Raw genomic sequence first — 17,990 nt, 5'->3', positions numbered from 1 at the left:
ACAACGGGGTGCGGCCCAACGTGTCGGGCTACAACCCGATGAAGAAGGAAGGGGCCATCATCCTGGGCATCGGCGGCGACAACAGCATCGGCGCCGCCGGCACCTTCTACGAGGGCGTGATGACCTCGGGCTATCCCTCCGACGCCACCGAGGACGCCGTCCAGGCCAACATCACCGCCGCCGGGTACGCGGTGTCGGGCGGCAATCCGCAGCAGGGCGTCCAGATCGTGGGCGGCCAGTCCGGCCGGTGCGTCGACGTGCCGAACTCCAGCACCACCAACGGCACCCAGGTGCAGATCTGGGACTGCGGGAGCGGCACCAACCAGCGCTTCACCAACACCTCGGGCAAGCAACTCCAGGTGTACGGCAACAAGTGCCTGGACGCCAACGGGCAGGGCACCAGCAACGGCACCCAGGTGATCACCTGGAACTGCAACAACCAGACCAACCAGCAGTGGAACGTCAACTCCAACGGCACCATCACCGGCGTGCAGTCCGGCCTGTGCCTGGACGCCAACGCGGCGGCCACGGCCAACGGCACCAAGCTCATCCTCTGGGCCTGCAACGGCGGATCCAACCAGCAGTGGAGCCTGCGGAGCTGACGCCTCAGCGGTGAGAGCCGCCCTCGGGAGGAACCCCGGCCGGACGCCGCCCGTGGCGCCCGGCCGGTGCGGCGAAGGCGGCGGCTCGCCCGCCTTCCCCAGGCACGGCCCAGGGAGGGCGACGGCGGCGGACGGGCACGGAGGTCCCCGCCCCTCGTTCTCCGCTTGGGCGGATGAAGGCCCCCGGACGCCGTTCGCATGCGTCCTGGCCGACGACCCGCCTTCTCCCGGCGCGCGCTGGAGGTGGTCTGCGCCGGGTCGGCGGTGCCGGCGTCGCCTACGGCGCCCGGCCCGGTGAACGTCCGGGCAGGCAGAGCCCTATGGCGTCGCGGGCCTGTCCGCCGACAGGCAGGGGCGGCACATCGGCACCTCGACCAGGCCGGTGGTCAGCGACTCGTGGGGATGGGTGCCGACGGCCTCGCCGTCGCAGATGCCCGCCCGCCCGCGGTGCCGGGTGGCGCACAGGCAAAGGCAGGGGCGAAGGCCGCGCTCGTCGCCGCGGCGCCCGCAGACCTCGGCCACGGCCTGGCCCTCCAGGCTCTGGGCGAAGGCGATCATGCGCCGCACCGCCGGGGACCGCGCCCAGACGGCGAACCCCTGGGTGAGCATCACCGCGACCGGACGGGCCGCGCGTCCACCCGGAACCGCCCCGGCGGACGTCCCGGACCCGCCACCGAACGTCTCAGACCCGCCACCGTAGGCCCTGGACCGGCCACCGAACGTCTCGGACTCGGGTGACGACCCCCCATCGGACCTTCCCGACGCGGATCCGACGCCGCCGCCGGCCGCCCCGTACGCGGGCCCGGGTTCCCGGCCGGCGCGAGGGGCGGGGCCGGCCGGGGCGGCGGCCTCGGGAGGCGCGGCGGTCCAGACCATGGCGTCGGGGCCGGACTCCCAGCCGGCGAGCACGTCGTCGATGGCCGCCAAGGTCTGGTCGGGGTTGCTCACGGGGCTCGTCCTTCCGCGGGCGCGCACCGCCGGCCTGCGCAGGCCGGCCGCCGGTGTTCCCCTTGATGATGCCCGCCAGGCTCGTGCGGTGTCCACGGTGTTTATGCGCGCACCCAAGCCATCCCCTTTACAATGTAGATCACAGGAAGTCGACCGGTACTTTTGTCCTGGCGGACGGCGGATCGGCGTGCCTACCGGCCGGTGGGCCGTGATCCCTACCGTCGTGGACATGAGCGTGAACGCCGTGTCACTCGAAGAGGTGACCAAGAGCTTCGGGGCCGTCCGTGCCGTGGACGGACTGAGCCTCGACATCCCCCAGGGCCAGACGCTGGCCCTTCTCGGCCCCAACGGCGCCGGCAAGTCGACGACGATCGGCATGCTGCTCGGCCTGACCGTCCCGGACGCGGGGCGGGTGCGGGTCTTCGGCGGCGCCCCGGGCGCCGCCGTGCGCGCGGGACGCATGGGCGCCATGCCGCAGGAAGGCGGCCTGATCGCCAGGGTGACGGTGCGCGAGCTGGTCGCCTTCGTCGCCGGCGCCTACGCCGCCCCGCTTCCGGTGGCCGACGTCCTGGCCACCGCCCGGCTCACCGACCTGGCCGGACGCCGGGTGGACAAGCTGTCCGGCGGGCAGGCCCAGCGCGTGCGCTTCGCCCTGGCCCTGGCCGGGGACCCCGACCTGATCGTGCTGGACGAGCCCACCGCCGCGCTGGACGTGGAGGCCAGGCGCGAGTTCTGGGACGGCATGCGCCGCTACGCCGCCCGGGGCAAGACGATCCTGTTCTCCACCCACTACCTGGAGGAGGCCGACGAGCACGCCGACCGCATCGTGGTGATCGACCGGGGCCGGGTGGTCGCCGACGGCACCAGCAGGGAGATCAAGCGCGTCGCCGCGCTCACCACCGTCAGCCTCTCGGTCGACGGCGAGACCTCCTGGCTGGGCCGCCTGCCCGGCGTGAGCATGGTCGAGATCCGCGGGCGGCGCGCCCACCTGCGCACCACCGACTCCGACGCCACCGTCATGGCGCTCGCCGAGGCGCGGGCCGTGCGCGACCTGGAGGTCTCCCCCGCCGACCTGGAGGACGCCTTCGTCGCCCTGACCGGCCGGGGCGCCGCCTCCCCCTCCCCCACCACGTCGGCCCGCGGGGCCGAGGAAGAGAGCGCCGCCTGATGCTCGGCTACGTCCGCCTCGAACTGGTGCGCGTCCTGCGGGACGTCACCTTCCTCATCTTCGGCGTCGCGATGCCCGTGGTGATGTACCTGATCTTCACTACGCTCGGCCTGGCCCCGGGCGACGAGAAGCAGGTCGCGTTGTTCGTCATGGTCAGCATGGCCGCCTACGGAGGCATCGGCGCGGCCTTCAACAACGGCACCGGCCTCGGCGAGGACAAGGCGCTGGGCTGGGTGCGCCAGCTGCGGCTCACCCCCCTCGCCCCCGCCACGGTCGTCGCGGGCAAGACGATCACCGGCATGGTCGTCGTCGTGCCGGCCATCGCCGCGGTGCTCGTGGCCGGCAGGCTGGTCAACCACGTGGCCCTCAGCCCGGGCCAGTGGGTGTCGATCATCGCCCTGCTGTGGGCGGGGACGATCCCGTTCACGCTGTTCGGCCTCGGCAACGGCTACCGCCTCACCTCGCAGTCGGCGGGCATCGCCAACTTCGCGGCCAGCATGGGGCTCGCCGTGGTCGGCGGGCTGTGGATCCCGGCCGACCGGTTCCCCCGCTGGCTGAAGGCGATCTCGGAGTGGACGCCGACCCACGGGTACGCCGACATGTCCTGGCGCGTCGCCTTCGGCCAGGCCCCGTCCCTGCGCTCGGTGCTCGTCCTGCTCGGCTGGCTGGCCGTCTTCGGCGCCTACGCGCTGTACGGCTACCGGCGCGCCGGCCGGGCGGCGTGAGCGCGCCCCTTCGCGCCGGGCGCGCCCGCGCGGCGGCTAGGTTGTCCCGGTGAACGAGCGGACCTGCGAGGGCCCCGACGACCGTCCCGACCCCGAGTTCGCGGCGCAGGGTCCCGACGCCAACGGTTTCATGATCTGGCTGGTGCTGCTGATCGTCCCGCTGGTGGAGGTCGTCCAGGGCGAGGCCCGGCCGGTGTGGGTCACCGCGCCGGGCCTCTCGGCCGTGGCCGTGCTGTACGTGGTGACGGTCAGGCTGGCGTTCACCGACGCCCGCCGGGCCGAGCGCCTGCCGCTGCCGGCCCTGGGCGCGCTCACCGTGTGGCTCTCCCTGCTGAACGACTCCTTCATCCTGCTGTTCCCCTTGTTCGCCATCGCCTGCGGGGTCGCGGTCAAGGGCATGGGGCGCGTCGCCGCGGTGCTGGGCGCGGCCATCGTCGCGGCCACCGGCGTCACGGCCTTCCACGACGGCCTGCTCTCCGGCGGTGACCTCGACTGGGGCTCCCTGCTCGCACTGGGCTGGGGCACCTTCACCGCCGGGCTCGTCCCGGCGATCATACTGAGGCTGTTCGAGGTGATCGCGCAGCTCCGCGAGACCCGTGAGGAGCTGGCCAGGACGGCCGTCGCCGAGGAGCGCCTGCGCTTCTCCCGCGACCTGCACGACCTGCTCGGCCACACCCTCTCGGTGGTCGTCGTCAAGGCCGAGGCCGTGCGCCGCGTCCTCCCGGCCGACATCGAGGCCGCCGCCGAGCAGGCCCGCGACATCGAGCGCATCGGGCGCGAGGCCCTGGCGGAGGTGCGCGCCGCCGTCACCGGCTACCGGGGGCGAGGCCTGGCCGCCGAACTGGCGTCGGCGCACGCCGTCCTGTCCGGCGCCGGGGTGCGCCTGACCACGCGCATGCCGGTGGACGACCTGCCGCCCGAGACCGACGCGCTGCTCGGCTGGGCGGTGCGCGAGGGGGTGACCAACCTGATCCGCCACAGCGGGGCGCACACGTGCGAGATCACCCTCGGCTCCGGCGACAATGGCATGGTGCTGGAGATCGCCGACGACGGCCGGGGCGGCGCCCGCCGCGCGGACACCGGCCATGGGCTGCGCGGGCTGCGCGAGCGGGTGAGGGCGGCCGGGGGGCTGCTCGAGGTGGACGACCCGCCCTCCGGCGGCTTCCGCCTGCGGGTCACGCTGCCGCGGGAGGCCCGGTGATCCGGGTGCTGCTGGCCGAGGACCAGGGCATGATGCGCGGAGCGCTCGCCCTGCTGCTCGGTCTGGAGGACGACATCGAGGTGGTGGCCCAGGTGTCCTCCGGGGAGGAGGTCGTCGCCGCGGCGCTGGAGCAGCGGCCCGACGTGGCGCTGCTGGACATCGAGATGCCCGGCCGCAGCGGGCTGGACGCCGCCGCCGACCTGCGCGAGCGCCTGCCGTCGTGCCGGGTGCTGATTCTGACGACGTTCGGGCGGCCCGGGTACCTGCGCAGGGCCATGGAGGCCGGCGCGTACGGGTTCATGGTCAAGGACGGCCCGGTGGAGGAGCTGGCGGCGGCCGTGCGGCGCGTCCTGGCAGGTGAACGCGTGATCGACCCGGCGCTCGCGGCGGCCGCGCTGAGCGCGGGGCCGAGCCCGCTGACCGACCGTGAGCGCGACGTCCTGGCGGCCGCGGCCGACGGCTCGACCATCGCCGACATCTCCCGGCGGCTGCACCTGTCGGAGAGCACCGTGCGCAACTACCTGTCGGCCGCCATCGGCAAGACCGGCACCCGCAACCGCATCGAGGCCGCGACCGCCGCCCGCCACAACGGCTGGCTGTGACGCCGTCCGGCGCCGCTCTTCGCACCGTCGAGGCGCCGACCGGCTCGAACGCCCCGGCGAACCGGCCGTCCTTCGACGCGGAAGCTTCTCGGGGTCGAGCACGACAAGACCTCGGGCTCGGCGTGAGCGCGCGCCCCTGGACGCCTTCCGGGCGCCGGCGCATGGTCGAAGCATGACCTCACCCCCTTGGCCGGCGCGCTCCGTCGCCGTTCCCACGGCCGAAGAGATGCGGACCGCGTGGCGCCTGGTCGCCGCTCACCTGGCTCCCACCCCGGTCGACCCGGGAGCGGGCACCGCGCGGGAGCCCGCGCTGAAGCTGGAGAGTCTCCAGCCCACAGGCTCGTTCAAAGTGCGGGGAGCGCTGGCGGCCCTGGCCGCCGCTCCACCCCGCTCGCCGGTCGTCACGGCTTCGGCGGGCAACCACGCTTTGGGTCTGGCGTTCGCCGCCCGCGCACTCGGCCGGGAGGTGACCGTGGTGGTGGCCGAGAACGCCTCACCGGCGAAGGTGCGCCTGCTGCGCCGCCTGGGCGTCGATCTGGTCCAGACGGGCGCCTGCTATGACGACGCCGAAGCGTACGCGCGCCGGCTGGCCCGCGACGGCGCCCACTACATATCGGCCTACAACGATCCCCACGTCATCGCCGGTCAGTCCACCGTCGGCCGTGAACTCGACGCGCAACTCGGCGGGTCACTCGGCGGGCCGGTGACCGTGGTGTGCGGGGTCGGCGGTGGCGGCCTGGCCGCGGGCCTTGGACTGTGGGCGGCCGACCGGCCGCAGGTGCGCGTCATCGGGGTGGAGGCCGCCGCCTCCACGGCGGTCTCCACCGCCGTCGCCGCGGGCCGTCAGGTGCCCGTCGACGTCGGGCCCACTCTCGCCGACGGCATGGCGGGCAACATCGAGCCTGGCTCGGTCACGGTCGGCCTCGTCGCCCGGCACGTCGACCGGCTCGTCACCGTCACCGAGGACGAGATCGGCGCCGCGCTCCGCTACCTCGCCGGTGAGCGCGGCCACGTCGCCGAGGGCGCCGGCGCGGCGGCCGTCGCCGCGCTGCTCGCCGGGAAGGTGACACCGCACGGACGCATGGTGGCCGTGGTCTCGGGCCGCAACATCACCCTGCGGGCCCTGGCCGCCGTGCTGGCACAGCCACGCCCCGGCGCCCCTTGACCCGCCCCGGGCCTGCCTGCCCGTCGTCGCCCTCGGTACCCGCGGCCCCGGCCCGTCCCGTTGCCCGCGGGTGCACAGGGAAGGTCACCCGCGGGCCGGGAGCGCGGGCGTGCCGGAGGTGGCGAGGGCGCGGGGGTCGGGGACGGGCGGCACGGGGCTGGGCTCGGAGGTGCGGCCGAGCGGGGACTTCTGCCAGGTGAACCCGTGCGGGAAGGTGGTCCGGGCGAGGGCGCGCTGGCCGTCGGCGTTGGGGTGGAAGTAGTCCCACTTGCTGATGTGGTCGAGGGTGAACGGGTAGCCGAACACCGCGCCCTCGTCGGAGCGGCACCCCGGACCGTAGGCCGCGCACGCCTGCCGCATCGCCTCGTTGTAGTCCTCGACGCGTTCTCTGACGCGGTCGCGGCGGGCCTGGTCCTTCTTCGCCATGGAGTCGGCGTCGGTCAGCATCGCCGGGCAGATGTGGCCGAGCGCCCAGAAGGCGCGGGCCACGACGTTGTCCTTGCCGATGCGCCACAGCCTCTTGAGGTCGGGGATGCTGGCCACGAACACCTTGACGTCGGCGGCGGCCAGCACGTCGAGCGCCCGCTCGACCCGGGCGCGGTAGGTGGGCACCGGCGTCATGCGCGACTCGGTGGCCGTGCAGGCGTCCTGCGCGCCGATCAGGATGGTGACGTAGGCGGCCTTGGCGGCCACGGCCTTCTGGGCCTGCCCCGCCAGGTCGGCGCTGGTGGAGCCGGGTACGGCGAAGTTGAGGTTGTGGCCCTTGACGGCCTGGCCGTAGCCGAGCAGTCGCAGGTAGTGGCTGTTCACCGAGGGGTGGTCGCCGGCCGACCACGACCGGGAGGTGCACGAGACGTACCAGCCGCACGCGTTGAAGCCCGCGCTGATCGAGTCGCCCAGCGCCGCCATCACCGGCGGCACCGGCTCGGCGGCGGCCGCGGCGGCGGCGGCCGTGCCGGGCGCGCACACCACCGCGGCGGCGAGAACGAGCGCGATCTTGCGGACCATGGTCACCTCCACCTGGAACGATCCATCCCGGGCGGGAGATCGAGAACCCAAGGTAGAGATCGGCAAGGGTGCGCTCTATTACCTCCGGGGAAGGCGTTGCTACCGTTGACCAAGTTCCTATCGCGGCTTGACAGCGAAGCAGGCGTATGTAGACGCCGATGACGCCCGCTCACCCGTGACCGGCGGGGGCGGTGAGACGGGGACCCGATGTCGAACGTGTTCAGATTCCGCATAAGGTGGGCAGAGTGAGTGTCGCGCTCGGGATAACCCGCCCCCCGCTGGTACGCACCATCCCCATCGATCACTCCGGCGATCTGGTCGCGCGACTGCCACAGGCTCCCCCTTACGCCTGGGTCCACCGGGGCGAGGGCCTGGTCGCCTGGGGTGAGGCGGCCAGGGTGACGGTGCCGCCCGGTCCCGGCCGCTTCGACTGGGCCAGGGCGTGGCTGGCGACGGCGTTCGGCGAGGCCCGCGTGGACGACGACGTGAGCGTGCCCGGGTCCGGCCCGGTGGCGTTCGGCTCGTTCACCTTCGACCCCGACGCCCCCGGCTCGGTGCTGGTGATCCCCCGCGTCGTGCTGGGCCGCAGGAACGGCCGCGCGTGGCTGACCACGATCGGCGAGCCGCCGATGGAGCTGATGGCGCCCCCCTCCTCCCCCGGCCGCGTCGTCTACGGCGACGGCTCGCTCACCGCCCCCGGATGGCAGCACGCCGTGGGCCGCGCGGTCGGCGAGATCAGGTCGGGACGGCTGGAGAAGGTCGTGCTCGCCCGCGACCTGGTCGCCACCGCCGAGCGCAACATCGACGTGCGCCTGCTGCTGGAGCGGCTGGCCTCGGCCTACCCCGACTGCTACACCTTCTCCTGCGCGGGCCTGGTGGGGGCCACCCCCGAGTTGCTGGTGCGGCACACCGGCAAGGCCGTCGAGTCGCTGGTGCTGGCCGGCACGACCTACCGCGGGTCCAGCCCTGAGGAGGACCGCGCCCAGGCGGCGGCCCTGTTCGCCTCCCGCAAGGACCGCTACGAGCACGCCTGCGCGGTCGCCTCGGTTCGCGAGACTCTTACGCCGCTGTGCGCCTCGCTCACCGTGCCCGACGAGCCCGAACTGCTGGTGCTGCCCAACGTGCAGCACCTGGCCAGCCGGGTGCGCGGCCGGCTGGCGGACGGCGCCTCGGTGCTCGACGTGGTGGCCGCCATGCACCCGACGGCGGCGGTCGGCGGCACGCCGACCGCCGTCGCGCTGGAGGTGATCCGCGAACTGGAGGGCATGGACCGCGGCGGGTACGCCGGCCCGGTCGGGTGGATCGACGGGCGCGGCGACGGCGAGTGGGGCATCGCGCTGCGCTGCGCCCAGATCCAGGGACGCCGGGCGCGGCTGTTCGCCGGCTGCGGCATCATGGGCGACTCCGACCCGGCGGCCGAGCTGGCCGAGGCCCAGGCCAAGTTCCGCGTCATGCGCCACGCCCTGGAAAGCTGAGGCGCGCGGCGGCCCTCCGCGCCCCCGCTCAGCCTCCCGTGGTGTCGGCCTGGCCGCCCGCCGGGGAGGCCGCGTGGCGGTCGAGTTCGTGGGTGAGGTCGTCCAGTTCGGCGCCGCCGGCCATCAGGGAGGTCAGCTCTTCGCGGGTGATGGCGTCCCTGTCGAACCGCCCGAGGCTCGCGCCCCGGTTGAGGAGCAGGAAGCGGTCGCCCACCGGGAAGGCGTGGTGGGGGTTGTGGGTGATGAACACCACGCCGAGGCCCCGGTCGCGCGCCCTGGCGATGTAGCGGAGCACCACCCCGGCCTGTCTGACGCCGAGGGCGGAGGTCGGCTCGTCCAGGATGAGCACCCGCGCCCCGAAGTACACCGCGCGGGCGATGGCGACCGACTGGCGCTCGCCGCCCGACAGCGTGCCGACCGGCTGGTCGACGTCGCGGACGTCGATGCCCATGGCGCGCAGTTCCTCGCGCGCCACCTTTCTGGCGCGCGCCACGTCGAAGCGGCGCAGCGGTCCGGTGACCGGCTCGGAGCCGAGGAAGAAGTTCCGCCAGACCGACATCAGCGGGATCATCGCCAGGTCCTGGTAGACCGTGGCGATGCCGCGGTCCAGCGCCTCGCGGGGCCCGCCGAGCCGCACCGGCACGCCGTCCAGCAGGTACTCGCCCTGGTCCTGCTGGTGGACCCCGGCGAGGATCTTGATGAGCGTCGACTTGCCGGCGCCGTTGTCGCCCAGCACGCAGGTGACCTCGCCCGCGCGCACGAGCATCGACACGCCCCGCAGGGCGATGACGCCGCCGAAGGTCTTGCCGATGTCGCGGACCTCCAGCAGCGGCGCGGCCGCGGCGCCCGGTCGGCCCGCGGGCACGGTGTCCGGCGTCATCGCCTGACCTCCTCGGCGTAGCGGCGCACCAGGCGGTTGGCCAAGGTGGCCAGCAGCAGCATCGCGCCCAGGAAGAACTTGAACCAGTCGGCGTCCCACCCGGCGAACACGATGCCCTTGTCGGCCATCCCGAAGATCACCGCACCGATGGACGCGCCGACCGCCGAGCCGTATCCGCCGGTCAGCAGGCATCCGCCGATCACCGCGGCGATGATGTAGATGAACTCCTGGCCGATGCCGGCGTTGGCCTGGACCGAGGTGAAGCGCAGCGCCATGATCGAGCCGACCAGCCAGGCGGCGGTGGCCGTGGTCATGAACAGCGCGATCTTGGTGCGCGCGGCGGGCACGCCGACGGCCCGCGCCGCCTGCTCGTCGCCGCCCACCGCGAAGATCCAGTTGCCCGCCCTGGTGCGCATGAGGACCCACGTCGCCAGGACGGTGACGCCGATCCACCAGAAGATGGCCACCCGGAAGTCCACCCCGCCGGCGCTGACCGAGCCGGCCAGCAGGGCGCGCGCCCTGGTAGCCCTCGGCCCTGCGCAGCCCGCTCACCTGCACGGTGCCGGTGATGGCCTTGGTGACCCCGAGGTTGAGCCCTTGCAGCATCAGGAAGGTGCCGAGGGTGACGATGAAGCTCGGCAGCCGGGTGCGCACCACCAGCAGGCCGTTGGCGAAACCGATCGCCAGCGCCAGCGCCAGGCCGGCGAGCATGGCGGCCCACACGTTCCAGCCGAACCTGGTGGCCAGGGTCACCATCACCAGCCCCGTCGTGCCGGTGAGCACGCCGGCCGACAGGTCGAACTCGCCGCCGATCATGAGCAGGGCGATGGCGACGGCCATGATGCCCAGCGTGGAGGCCGGGTCCAGCCAGTTGGCCACCCCGTCGGCCGACCGGAAGACGGCCGACTGGGCGGAGAAGAAGGCGAAGACCGCGACCGCGCCGACCACCGAGCCGAGTTCCGGGCGGATCAGCAGGCGCCGGGCCCGCCCGGAGCCCGCGACGCGCTCGTCGGCGGTGACGCTGGTCACCGGGTGCCGCCCTGGGCGAGCTTGGCGACCTGGGCCGCGTTCTCCTTGGTCACGAACCCAGGGCCGGTGTTGACGGGCAGGCCGCCGCCGACGGTGTTGAGGTTGTTCTTGTACAGGTACAGGAAGGTGATCGGCAGCCAGCCCTGCAGGTACTGCTGCTGGTCGACGGCGAACAGGATCTCTCCGGCCTCGATGGCGTCGACGACGTCGGCCGACAGGTCGAAGGTGGCCAGCTCGGCCTTGGAGCCGCCGTCCTGGATCGCGTCGCGGGCGGCGATGGCGACCGCCGGGTTGAGGGCCAGCACGCCGTTGACCGAGGCGTCGCTCTGGAGCTTGGCCTTGATCTTGGAGGTGGCGTCGGCGAGGTTGCTCACGTCCACCTGGAGCCGTTCGACGGTGCCGCCGAGGGTCGCGGTGGCGCCGTTGCACCGCTGGTCCAGGCCGACGTTGCCCGCCTCGTGGATGACGCACAGGAGCTTGGTGACGCCCGCGGCCTTGAGCTTCTCCCCCGCGCCGCGCCCGGCGACCTCCTCCGACTGCCCGACGTGGGTGATGGCGCCGAACTCCTTGGAGCTGTCGGCGCCGGAGTTGATGGTGACGACCGGGATCTTGGCGGCGACCGCCTTGCCGATGGCCTCCTTCAGCGCGTCGGGGTTGGCCATGGAGACCACCACGCCGTCGACCTTCTGGCTGACGGCCTGGTCGATGAGCTGCGCCTGCTTGGCCGGGTCGCCGTCGCCCTGGTAGGTCACCGTGGCGCCGTACCGCTTGCCGGCGGCCTCGGCGCCGTTCTTGACGACGTCCCAGAACGCGTCGCCGGGAGCGCCGTGGGTGATCACGGCGAAGGTCCCGCCGCCGTCCTGTGCGCCCGCCGCCGCCGACGCCGGGGCGCCACCGGCCGCCGGGGTGGTCGGGTCGCCGCCGGAGCACCCGCCGAGCGCCAGTGTCGCCAGAGCCGTCGCCGCAACCAGGCGTGTGGTCAACCTCATGGTCACCTCCCGCACCGTCCCGGGGGTCGGGATCGGCCGCATGCCAGAGTTTGTAACCTCAGGTAACCTGCCTGTCAATAATTTGTCGTGACATTCGGATGTATGACCCATCGGCAGTCCTCGCCAGTACGCCAGGTCAGGGGGCCGCGCCGGGGCCTGGGGCCGTCCACACCGGCGAGCAGGCGCGCACGACCGCGCCCCGCGGTGACCTGACACGGCCGTCGGCGCCGCCGGGCGCCCGTCCGGCGGCGCCGGCCAGCCAGAGGTACCCGTCTGACATGGGCACTTCCCCGGCGTCAATATTTGTCAGGACATTCTGATGTCCGCTAGCCTCGTTCCACAGCGATCAGTCACTGAGCCGGGAGAAGGCATGGGCACTCGACTCGACATCGACCTCGATCGCTCCAGCCCGGTGCCGCTCTACTTCCAGGTGGCCGAGCAGATCGCCGAGGCGATCCGCCGGGGCGACCTGGTGCCCGGGTCCCGGCTCGACAACGAGATCCTGCTCGCCGACCGGCTCGGGCTGTCGCGCCCGACCATCCGCCAGGCCATCCAGTATCTGGTGGACAAGGGCCTGCTCGTGCGCAAACGCGGCGTCGGCACCCAGGTGGTGCACGGCCAGGTGAAGCGCACGGTCGAGCTGACCAGCCTGTACGACGACCTGCGCCGGGCCGGTCAGGAGCCGGGCACCAAGGTGCTCTCCCTGGAGCCCATCGGCGCCTCCGACGAGATCGCCGCGGTCCTCGGCGTGCCGCCCGGCACCGAGGTGCTGCGCCTGGAGCGGGTGCGCTACGCCGCGGGTGAGCCGCTGGCCCTGCTGCACAACTGGCTGCCGGCGGGTCTCGGGCCGCTGAGCGCGCAGTCCCTCGAGGAACGCGGCCTGTACGAGCTGCTGCGTTCGGCCGGGGTGCGCATGCGGGTGGCCAACCAGCGCATCGGCGCCCGCGCGGCCACCCCCGCGGAGGCGCGTCTGCTGGACGAGCGCCGGGGGGCGCCGCTGCTGACGATGGTGCGCACGACCTACGACGACCAGGGCAGGGCCGTGGAGCACGGCTCGCACGTCTACCGGGCCTCGCACTACTCGCTGGAGGTCACGCTGATCGAGCGCTGAGGGGCGGTCTCGGCGGTCCCGGCGGTCCCGGCGGTCCCGGCGGTCTCGGCCGCCTGGTCCGGCTCATCGGGCTCGGACGCCCGCCCGGCTCGGCGCTTGATGTACAGCGTGGTGGCGCAGCCGAACAGCACGGCGACGACCAGGCCGACCCACGAGAAGCCCTTGAGCCAGCGGTCGGCGACGATGCCCAGGTAGTAGATGACGGCGGTGGTGCCGCCCGCCCAGGTGATGCCGCCCAGGACGTTGGCGATCAGGAACCGCCAGTAGGGCATGCGCAACGCCCCGGCCAGCGGCCCGGCCAGGATGCGCAGCAGCGCGATGAAGCGGCCGAAGAACACCGCCCACATGCCCCACCGGTCGAAGGCCTTCTCGGCCTTGGCGATGTGCCCGGGGCCGAAATGCTTGGGAAAGCGCCTGGCCAGCCGGTCGAACAGCGGCTGCCCGCCCTTGCGGCCGATGACGTACCCGATCGAGTCGCCGATGATGGCCCCGGCGCTCGCGCACACCCCGACCCACACCGGGCTGACGACGTGCTGCGCCGACAGCAGCGCGGCGCTGACCAGGACGATCTCGCCGGGCAGCGGGATGCCGAGGCTCTCGACACCGATCACCACGCCGACGATCACGCAGATCCACAGCGGGGGGATCGCCTGGAGCCATTCCTCGACATGCATGGCTCACACTTTATGCGGTGGGATGCCCTCTCTTTGCGTGTGCGGGAAACATCGGGGACTTCTAAGGGAGATCCCTGAGGGCCGCGTGGGCGGCCTCGCGCATGGCCGCGTGGACGCGGGCGTTCTCCGCCCGGTCGGTGCGTACCTCCACGATGCGGGGGCCCTCTCCCCGGATGGCCTTGGGCAGGTCGCCGATGGAGGACAGCAGGGTGTGCGGGGTGCCCGTGGCGGCGGCGAGGTAGGACAGGTTCACCCCGTGCGGGGTGCCGAAGACCCGCTCGAAGGAGTCGGGCAGCGCCGCCTGCGGCAGCAGCGAGAAGATGCCGCCGCCGTCGTTGTTGACGACGACCAGGCACAGGTCGGGCCGGGGCTCGCGGGGGCCGAGCACCAGGCCGTTCTGGTCGTGCAGCAGGGTGAGGTCGCCGATGAGGGCGTAGGAGGGCCCGTTGTGGGCGAGCGCGGCGCCCATCGCGGTGGACACCAGCCCGTCGATGCCCGAGGCGCCGCGGTTGGCCAGCAGCCGCACACCGCGCCGGGGGCGCATGGCCTGGTCGAGGTTCCTGATGGGCATGGAGGACCCGCAGAACAGCAGGGCGTTGTTGGGCAGCGCCTCGGCCAGGTCTCTGGCCAGGCGCGGCTCGCTCAGCTCGGCCTCGTCCAGCACGGCGTCGACGGCGGCGCGCGCGGCGGCCTCGGCGTTGCGCCAGGACCACAGCCAGCCGTCGTCGCCGGCCGCGACGGGGATCTCCACGGCCTGGGCGACCTGGGTGGCCGAGCGGGTGGGGTCGGGCCAGCGGGACAGGTCGGAGGCGACGACGATGTGCTCGCGCGCCTGCGTGAGCCACGACAGCAGGGGGCGCGACAGGCTGGGCCGGCCGAGCGTGACGACCACGTCGGGGCGGTGGGCGTCGGCGAACTCGGGGGCGCCGAGCAGGAAGTGGTAGGCCGAGATGGCGTGGTCACCGTACCTGGCCCCGCCGGTGGGCTCCGACAGCACCGGCCAACCGGCCATTCCGGCGGCGGCGACGTAGCGGCGCACGTTGGAGGCGCCGTCGCCGACCACCAGGACGCCGCGGCGGGTGGGCGAGACGTGCAGGCCCGCCGAGGGCGGGGCCACCCGGGCGCGCACCCAGGGCCCGGCCGCGCCGCCCTCCAGCGGCTCGCACCAGGAGGTGTCGCCGTCGGGGACCAGCGGTTCGCGGAAGGCCACGTTCAGGTGGACCGGGCCTGGGTCGCCGGGCCCGAGGGCGCGCTGGTAGGCGCGGCCGGCCAGCGACCGCCAGTACGCGACCTGGCCCGGCCGCTCCTCGGGCACGCCGATCTCGCTGAACCAGCGGACCGACGATCCGTACAGCTTGATCTGGTCGATGGTCTGGCTGGCCCCGGTGGCGCGCAGCTCGGGCGGGCGGTCGGCGGTCAGCACCAGCAGCGGGACGCCCGACTCGTGGGCCTCGATCACCGCGGGGTGGAAGTTGGCGGCGGCGGTGCCGGAGGTGCACACCAGCGCGACCGGCCGCTCGGACCTGCGGGCCAGGCCCAGGGCCAGGAACGACGCCGACCGCTCGTCGATGCGCACGTGCAGGCGCACGCGCGGGTCGCCGTGCGCCGCGATGGCCAGCGGCGCCGAGCGGGAGCCGGGAGCCAGCACCACGTCGGTCAGCCCGCAGCGCACCAGCTCGTCGACCAGGACGCCGGACAGCGCGGTGGCGGGGTTCACCTGCCCTCCTCGAACGGGACCTGCCGGGCGGCCCGCCCGGCGGGACGGGCGCGCGGGGGAAGGGGGAAGGCCCTCATCTAGGGGCGGCGCGGGAAGCGGGAGAAGTCGGGGCGGCGCTTCTCCTTGAAGGCGTCGCGGCCCTCCTGGGCCTCTTCGCTCATGTAGTACAGCAGGGTGGCGTCACCGGCGAACTGCTGCATGCCGGCCGCGCCGTCGCTGACGGCGTTGATGGCGCCCTTGAGCATGCGCAGGGCCAGCGGCGACTTGTCCAGCATCTCGCGGCACCACTGGACGGTCTCCTCCTCCAGCCGCTCCAGCGGGACGACCGTGTTGACCAGGCCCATGTCCAGGGCCTCCTGCGCGTTGTAGAAGCGGCACAGGTACCAGATCTCGCGGGCCTTCTTCAGCCCCACGGTCTCGGCGAGCAGCCACGCGCCGTAGCCGCCGTCGAAGGAGCCGACCTTGGGGCCGGTCTGGCCGAACACGGCGTTGTCGGCGGCGATCGTGAGGTCGCACACGACGTGCAGCACGTGGCCGCCGCCCACGGCGTACCCGGCGACCATGGCGACGACCGGCTTGGGCAGGCGGCGGATCTGCACCTGCAGGTCCAGCACGTTGAGCCGGCCGACGCCGTCGGGGCCGACGTAGCCGTCGTCGCCGCGGATCTTCTGGTCGCCGCCGGAGCAGAACGCCTCGGTGCCGGCGCCGGTGAAGATGATCACACCGACGTCGCCGTCGTCGCGGGCGGCGTTGAAGGCGTGCTGGAGTTCGAAGAGCGTGGTCGGGCGGAAGGCGTTGCGCCGCTCGGGGCGGTTGATCGTGATCTTCGCGATGCCCTCGGCCGTCTCGTAGATGATGTCCTCGTAGTCACCGGACCGCTTCCAGTCGACAGTGCTCACGGTCACGCTCGCTCCTCCACTCACCTGCGCGTCGCCCGGCAGGGCACGGCCGGGACCCCTCTCATCGGGACTAACCTTACGACCGTGAGTGAGCGTCCTGTGCACGCGGTGGTCCTCCCTCCCGGTCCCGACCTGTTCGGCATGGTTCGCCGGGCGTTGCTCGACGGCGGCCCCGCCGTGCTGCCCCTGGCTCCGGAGCTGCCGGCCCCGGCGCTGCGGGAGGCACTGGAGGCGCTGCGCCCGACCCATGTGGTGACCGCCGGCGGGGTGCGGCCCCGGGAGGGCGGGGTCCCCGCGTCCGGGGACACCGCGGTGATCATCGCGACGAGCGGCTCGACGGGCGTCCCCAAGGGGGCCGAGCTGACCGCCGGCGCCCTGACCGCCTCGGCCGCGGCCTCGCTGGCCCGCCTCGGCGCCCGGCCGGGCGAGCGGTGGCTGTGCTGCCTGCCCGTCTCGCACGTGTCGGGGCTGGCGGTGCTGGTGCGCTCGCTGCTGGGCGGCGCGGCGCCCCTGATCCACGAGCGGTTCTCGCCCGAGGCGGTGGCCGCCAGCGGCGCCGACCACGTGTCGCTGGTCCCGACGCAGCTCAGACGCTTGATCGACATCGGCGCCGACCTGTCGGCCTTCCGCACGATCCTCCTCGGCGGCGCCGCCCCGCCGCCCGGCCTGCTTGCGGAGGCGCGCGCCGCCGGAGCGCGCGTGGTGACCACCTACGGCATGAGCGAGACGTGCGGCGGGTGCGTCTACGACGGCGTCCCGCTGGACGGGGTGGGCGCCGCGGTCGGGCCGGACGGGCGGGTGCGCCTCTCCGGGCCCGTGCTGTTCTCCGGCTACCGGCTGCGCCCCGACCTGACCGCCGCGTCGCTGCGGGACGGCTGGTACCTCACCTCCGACCTCGGCACGCTGGAGGAGGGCCGGCTGCGCGTGGTCGGCCGCGCCGACGACGTGATCAACACCGGGGGGCGCAAGGTGGTCGCCGGGACGGTGGCGGGCGTCCTGTCCGGCCATCCGGGGGTCCGCGACGCCGTCGTCGTCGGGCGGCCGCACCACGAGTGGGGCGAGGAGGTCGTCGCGGTGGTGGTGGCCGCCGACCCGGCCGCTCCCCCGGCGCTGGGTGAGCTGCGCGCCCTGGTGAAGGAGCGCCTGCCGGGGTACGCGGCGCCGCGGGCGCTGGCGGTGCGCGACCGGCTGCCGCTGCTGCCGAACGGCAAACACGATCTTGTCGCCATACGACGCGATATTTCCGGGTTTGGTGGCGTAAGAGAGGTTCGTTGACCACAATGTCGCGTCGAAGGGGAACCGTACGCCGCATCCAGCGCGTCATACCGACAGCAGTGGATCTAGGAAGGACGCCTTGATGAACCCAACCCGCAAGATGTGGATCTCCGCCGGAGTGGTGGGAGCGGTCCTCGTCGGGGGGATATCCGTCGCGGCCGCCGCCGCCACGGGACGGGTCGAGTCCGAGAAGGCCAGCCGGACGAGCGAGAGCTCGACGACCTACGCTCCGGGCGAGGCACCCGGCCAGATCCCCGGGCCCGACGTCCCGGCCAACGCGGAACCCACGAGCGCGCCGTCGGTCTTCGTCGACGACCAGATGAACCGCGATCCCAAGAAGGTCGCCGAGTACTGGACCGAGAAGCGCCTGGAAGAGGCCGAGCCTCTCCCCATCCCCGTGATCACCGGGGAGAAGAAGCCCAAGTAAGGCCGCACGAGCCGTCGCGGGAGGCGGGCCGCCGTACGGCGGCCCGCCGCCTCGCGTGCGGGGCCCGTCGCCCGCCGCGCCGGGCCGGTGCGCCC

The 17,990-nt window shown here is 73.5% G+C and carries 19 protein-coding genes and 1 pseudogene; 10 read left to right on the top strand and 10 right to left on the bottom strand.

Translation table 11 applies throughout. The features are described 5' to 3' along the window. The coding region (locus tag ABZT47_RS39930) for an arabinofuranosidase catalytic domain-containing protein (RefSeq protein ID WP_354853907.1) at positions 1-602 on the top strand (602 nt) is incomplete at its 5' end. Positions 603-920: 318 nt separating this feature from the next. Here the strand turns inward: ABZT47_RS39930 and ABZT47_RS39925 are convergent. After that, positions 921-1,550: a hypothetical protein gene (locus ABZT47_RS39925; RefSeq protein ID WP_354853904.1), complete on the bottom strand. Its 630-nt coding sequence runs from the start codon at positions 1,548-1,550 to the stop codon at positions 921-923. Positions 1,551-1,779: 229 nt separating this feature from the next. Here ABZT47_RS39925 and ABZT47_RS39920 point away from each other — a divergent pair, with 229 nt between their 5' ends. The 5 genes from ABZT47_RS39920 to ABZT47_RS39900 all read left to right on the top strand — a co-directional run bounded on the left by ABZT47_RS39920 (position 1,780) and on the right by ABZT47_RS39900 (position 6,411). Beyond that, entirely contained in the window at positions 1,780-2,718 is a 939-nt protein-coding gene (locus ABZT47_RS39920) for an ABC transporter ATP-binding protein (protein WP_354853901.1), read from the top strand. Next, positions 2,718-3,443, top strand: a complete 726-nt coding sequence (locus ABZT47_RS39915; protein WP_354853898.1) for an ABC transporter permease — start codon at positions 2,718-2,720, stop codon at positions 3,441-3,443. Before ABZT47_RS39920 ends, ABZT47_RS39915 begins: the two co-directional genes overlap by 1 nt. Before the next feature lie 49 nt (positions 3,444-3,492). Then, positions 3,493-4,644, top strand: coding sequence for a sensor histidine kinase (locus ABZT47_RS39910; RefSeq protein WP_354853894.1), 1,152 nt, complete (start codon positions 3,493-3,495; stop codon positions 4,642-4,644). Beyond that, positions 4,641-5,246, top strand: coding sequence for a response regulator transcription factor (locus ABZT47_RS39905; RefSeq protein WP_354853891.1), 606 nt, complete (start codon positions 4,641-4,643; stop codon positions 5,244-5,246). Before ABZT47_RS39910 ends, ABZT47_RS39905 begins: the two co-directional genes overlap by 4 nt. A gap of 172 nt (positions 5,247-5,418) precedes the next feature. Continuing rightward, positions 5,419-6,411 carry a pyridoxal-phosphate dependent enzyme gene (locus ABZT47_RS39900; protein ID WP_354853889.1) on the top strand — a complete coding sequence of 331 codons (993 nt, stop codon included), beginning with the start codon at positions 5,419-5,421 and terminating at the stop codon, positions 6,409-6,411. Positions 6,412-6,495: 84 nt separating this feature from the next. On the opposite strand, the gene ABZT47_RS39895 is transcribed toward ABZT47_RS39900, so the two are convergent. Continuing rightward, entirely contained in the window at positions 6,496-7,431 is a 936-nt protein-coding gene (locus ABZT47_RS39895; RefSeq protein WP_354853886.1) for a GDSL-type esterase/lipase family protein, read from the bottom strand. Positions 7,432-7,664: 233 nt separating this feature from the next. On the opposite strand from ABZT47_RS39895, the gene ABZT47_RS39890 reads away from it, so the two are divergent. Beyond that, positions 7,665-8,894: an isochorismate synthase gene (locus ABZT47_RS39890; protein ID WP_354853883.1), complete on the top strand. Its 1,230-nt coding sequence runs from the start codon at positions 7,665-7,667 to the stop codon at positions 8,892-8,894. A gap of 28 nt (positions 8,895-8,922) precedes the next feature. Here ABZT47_RS39890 and ABZT47_RS39885 read toward each other — a convergent pair whose 3' ends face one another. The 5 genes and pseudogenes from ABZT47_RS39885 to ABZT47_RS39865 form a co-directional block, all read right to left on the bottom strand. Beyond that, entirely contained in the window at positions 8,923-9,774 is an 852-nt protein-coding gene (locus ABZT47_RS39885) for an ATP-binding cassette domain-containing protein (RefSeq protein ID WP_354853920.1), read from the bottom strand. After that, positions 9,771-10,241, bottom strand: a complete 471-nt coding sequence (locus ABZT47_RS39880) for a hypothetical protein (protein ID WP_354853917.1) — start codon at positions 10,239-10,241, stop codon at positions 9,771-9,773. The genes ABZT47_RS39885 and ABZT47_RS39880 overlap by 4 nt, the downstream gene beginning before the upstream one ends. A gap of 136 nt (positions 10,242-10,377) precedes the next feature. Beyond that, positions 10,378-10,590 (bottom strand): annotated as a pseudogene (locus tag ABZT47_RS39875) (ABC transporter permease); the annotation flags it as partial. 209 nt (positions 10,591-10,799) lie between these two features. Further along, positions 10,800-11,792 (bottom strand): sugar ABC transporter substrate-binding protein, encoded by a 993-nt coding sequence (locus ABZT47_RS39870; protein WP_354853880.1) that lies wholly within the window; start codon positions 11,790-11,792, stop codon positions 10,800-10,802. Positions 11,793-11,928: 136 nt separating this feature from the next. Then, complete coding sequence (locus tag ABZT47_RS39865; protein ID WP_354853877.1) at positions 11,929-12,072, bottom strand: hypothetical protein; 144 nt, start codon at positions 12,070-12,072, stop codon at positions 11,929-11,931. Positions 12,073-12,162: 90 nt separating this feature from the next. On the opposite strand from ABZT47_RS39865, the gene ABZT47_RS39860 reads away from it, so the two are divergent. Then, on the top strand, positions 12,163-12,903 hold the full coding sequence (locus ABZT47_RS39860; protein ID WP_354853874.1) for a GntR family transcriptional regulator: 741 nt from the start codon (positions 12,163-12,165) through the stop codon (positions 12,901-12,903). On the opposite strand, the gene ABZT47_RS39855 is transcribed toward ABZT47_RS39860, so the two are convergent. The 3 genes from ABZT47_RS39855 to menB all read right to left on the bottom strand — a co-directional run bounded on the left by ABZT47_RS39855 (position 12,870) and on the right by menB (position 16,193). Beyond that, a complete protein-coding gene (locus ABZT47_RS39855; RefSeq protein ID WP_354853871.1) occupies positions 12,870-13,577 on the bottom strand; it encodes a DedA family protein in 708 nt (235 codons plus the stop codon). The two genes, ABZT47_RS39860 and ABZT47_RS39855, sit on opposite strands and share 34 nt — an antisense overlap. 61 nt (positions 13,578-13,638) lie before the next feature. Beyond that, positions 13,639-15,294 (bottom strand): 2-succinyl-5-enolpyruvyl-6-hydroxy-3-cyclohexene-1-carboxylic-acid synthase, encoded by a 1,656-nt coding sequence (gene menD, locus ABZT47_RS39850; protein WP_354853869.1) that lies wholly within the window; start codon positions 15,292-15,294, stop codon positions 13,639-13,641. 77 nt (positions 15,295-15,371) lie between these two features. Beyond that, entirely contained in the window at positions 15,372-16,193 is an 822-nt protein-coding gene (gene menB / locus ABZT47_RS39845; protein ID WP_354853913.1) for a 1,4-dihydroxy-2-naphthoyl-CoA synthase, read from the bottom strand. Between the two features lie 141 nt (positions 16,194-16,334). Here menB and ABZT47_RS39840 point away from each other — a divergent pair, with 141 nt between their 5' ends. Continuing rightward, complete coding sequence (locus ABZT47_RS39840) at positions 16,335-17,468, top strand: AMP-binding protein (RefSeq protein WP_354853910.1); 1,134 nt, start codon at positions 16,335-16,337, stop codon at positions 17,466-17,468. A gap of 82 nt (positions 17,469-17,550) precedes the next feature. Next, the gene (locus tag ABZT47_RS39835) at positions 17,551-17,895 is read left to right on the top strand and encodes a hypothetical protein (protein WP_354853866.1); all 345 of its coding nucleotides are present in this window, start codon (positions 17,551-17,553) and stop codon (positions 17,893-17,895) included. Positions 17,896-17,990 lie beyond the last annotated feature (95 nt).

Origin of the sequence: Sphaerisporangium sp. NPDC005289, from assembly GCF_040607455.1 — a bacterium.
Lineage (GTDB): Bacteria > Actinomycetota > Actinomycetes > Streptosporangiales > Streptosporangiaceae > Sphaerisporangium > Sphaerisporangium rhizosphaerae.
This window is presented reverse-complemented; position numbering and strand designations above follow the sequence as displayed.

What these genes read in the sequence shown, in the direction of transcription:
- ABZT47_RS39920 (WP_354853901.1), top strand. Translation starts at nt 1,780, where the DNA reads ATGAGCGTGAACGCCGTGTCACTCGAAGAGGTGACCAAGAGCTTCGGG.
- ABZT47_RS39915 (WP_354853898.1), top strand. Translation starts at nt 2,718, where the DNA reads ATGCTCGGCTACGTCCGCCTCGAACTGGTGCGCGTCCTGCGGGACGTC.
- ABZT47_RS39900 (WP_354853889.1), top strand. Translation starts at nt 5,419, where the DNA reads ATGACCTCACCCCCTTGGCCGGCGCGCTCCGTCGCCGTTCCCACGGCC.
- ABZT47_RS39885 (WP_354853920.1), bottom strand. Translation starts at nt 9,774, where the DNA reads ATGACGCCGGACACCGTGCCCGCGGGCCGACCGGGCGCCGCGGCCGCG.
- ABZT47_RS39870 (WP_354853880.1), bottom strand. Translation starts at nt 11,792, where the DNA reads ATGAGGTTGACCACACGCCTGGTTGCGGCGACGGCTCTGGCGACACTG.
- ABZT47_RS39865 (WP_354853877.1), bottom strand. Translation starts at nt 12,072, where the DNA reads ATGTCAGACGGGTACCTCTGGCTGGCCGGCGCCGCCGGACGGGCGCCC.
- ABZT47_RS39860 (WP_354853874.1), top strand. Translation starts at nt 12,163, where the DNA reads ATGGGCACTCGACTCGACATCGACCTCGATCGCTCCAGCCCGGTGCCG.
- ABZT47_RS39855 (WP_354853871.1), bottom strand. Translation starts at nt 13,577, where the DNA reads ATGCATGTCGAGGAATGGCTCCAGGCGATCCCCCCGCTGTGGATCTGC.
- ABZT47_RS39840 (WP_354853910.1), top strand. Translation starts at nt 16,335, where the DNA reads ATGGTTCGCCGGGCGTTGCTCGACGGCGGCCCCGCCGTGCTGCCCCTG.
- ABZT47_RS39835 (WP_354853866.1), top strand. Translation starts at nt 17,551, where the DNA reads ATGAACCCAACCCGCAAGATGTGGATCTCCGCCGGAGTGGTGGGAGCG.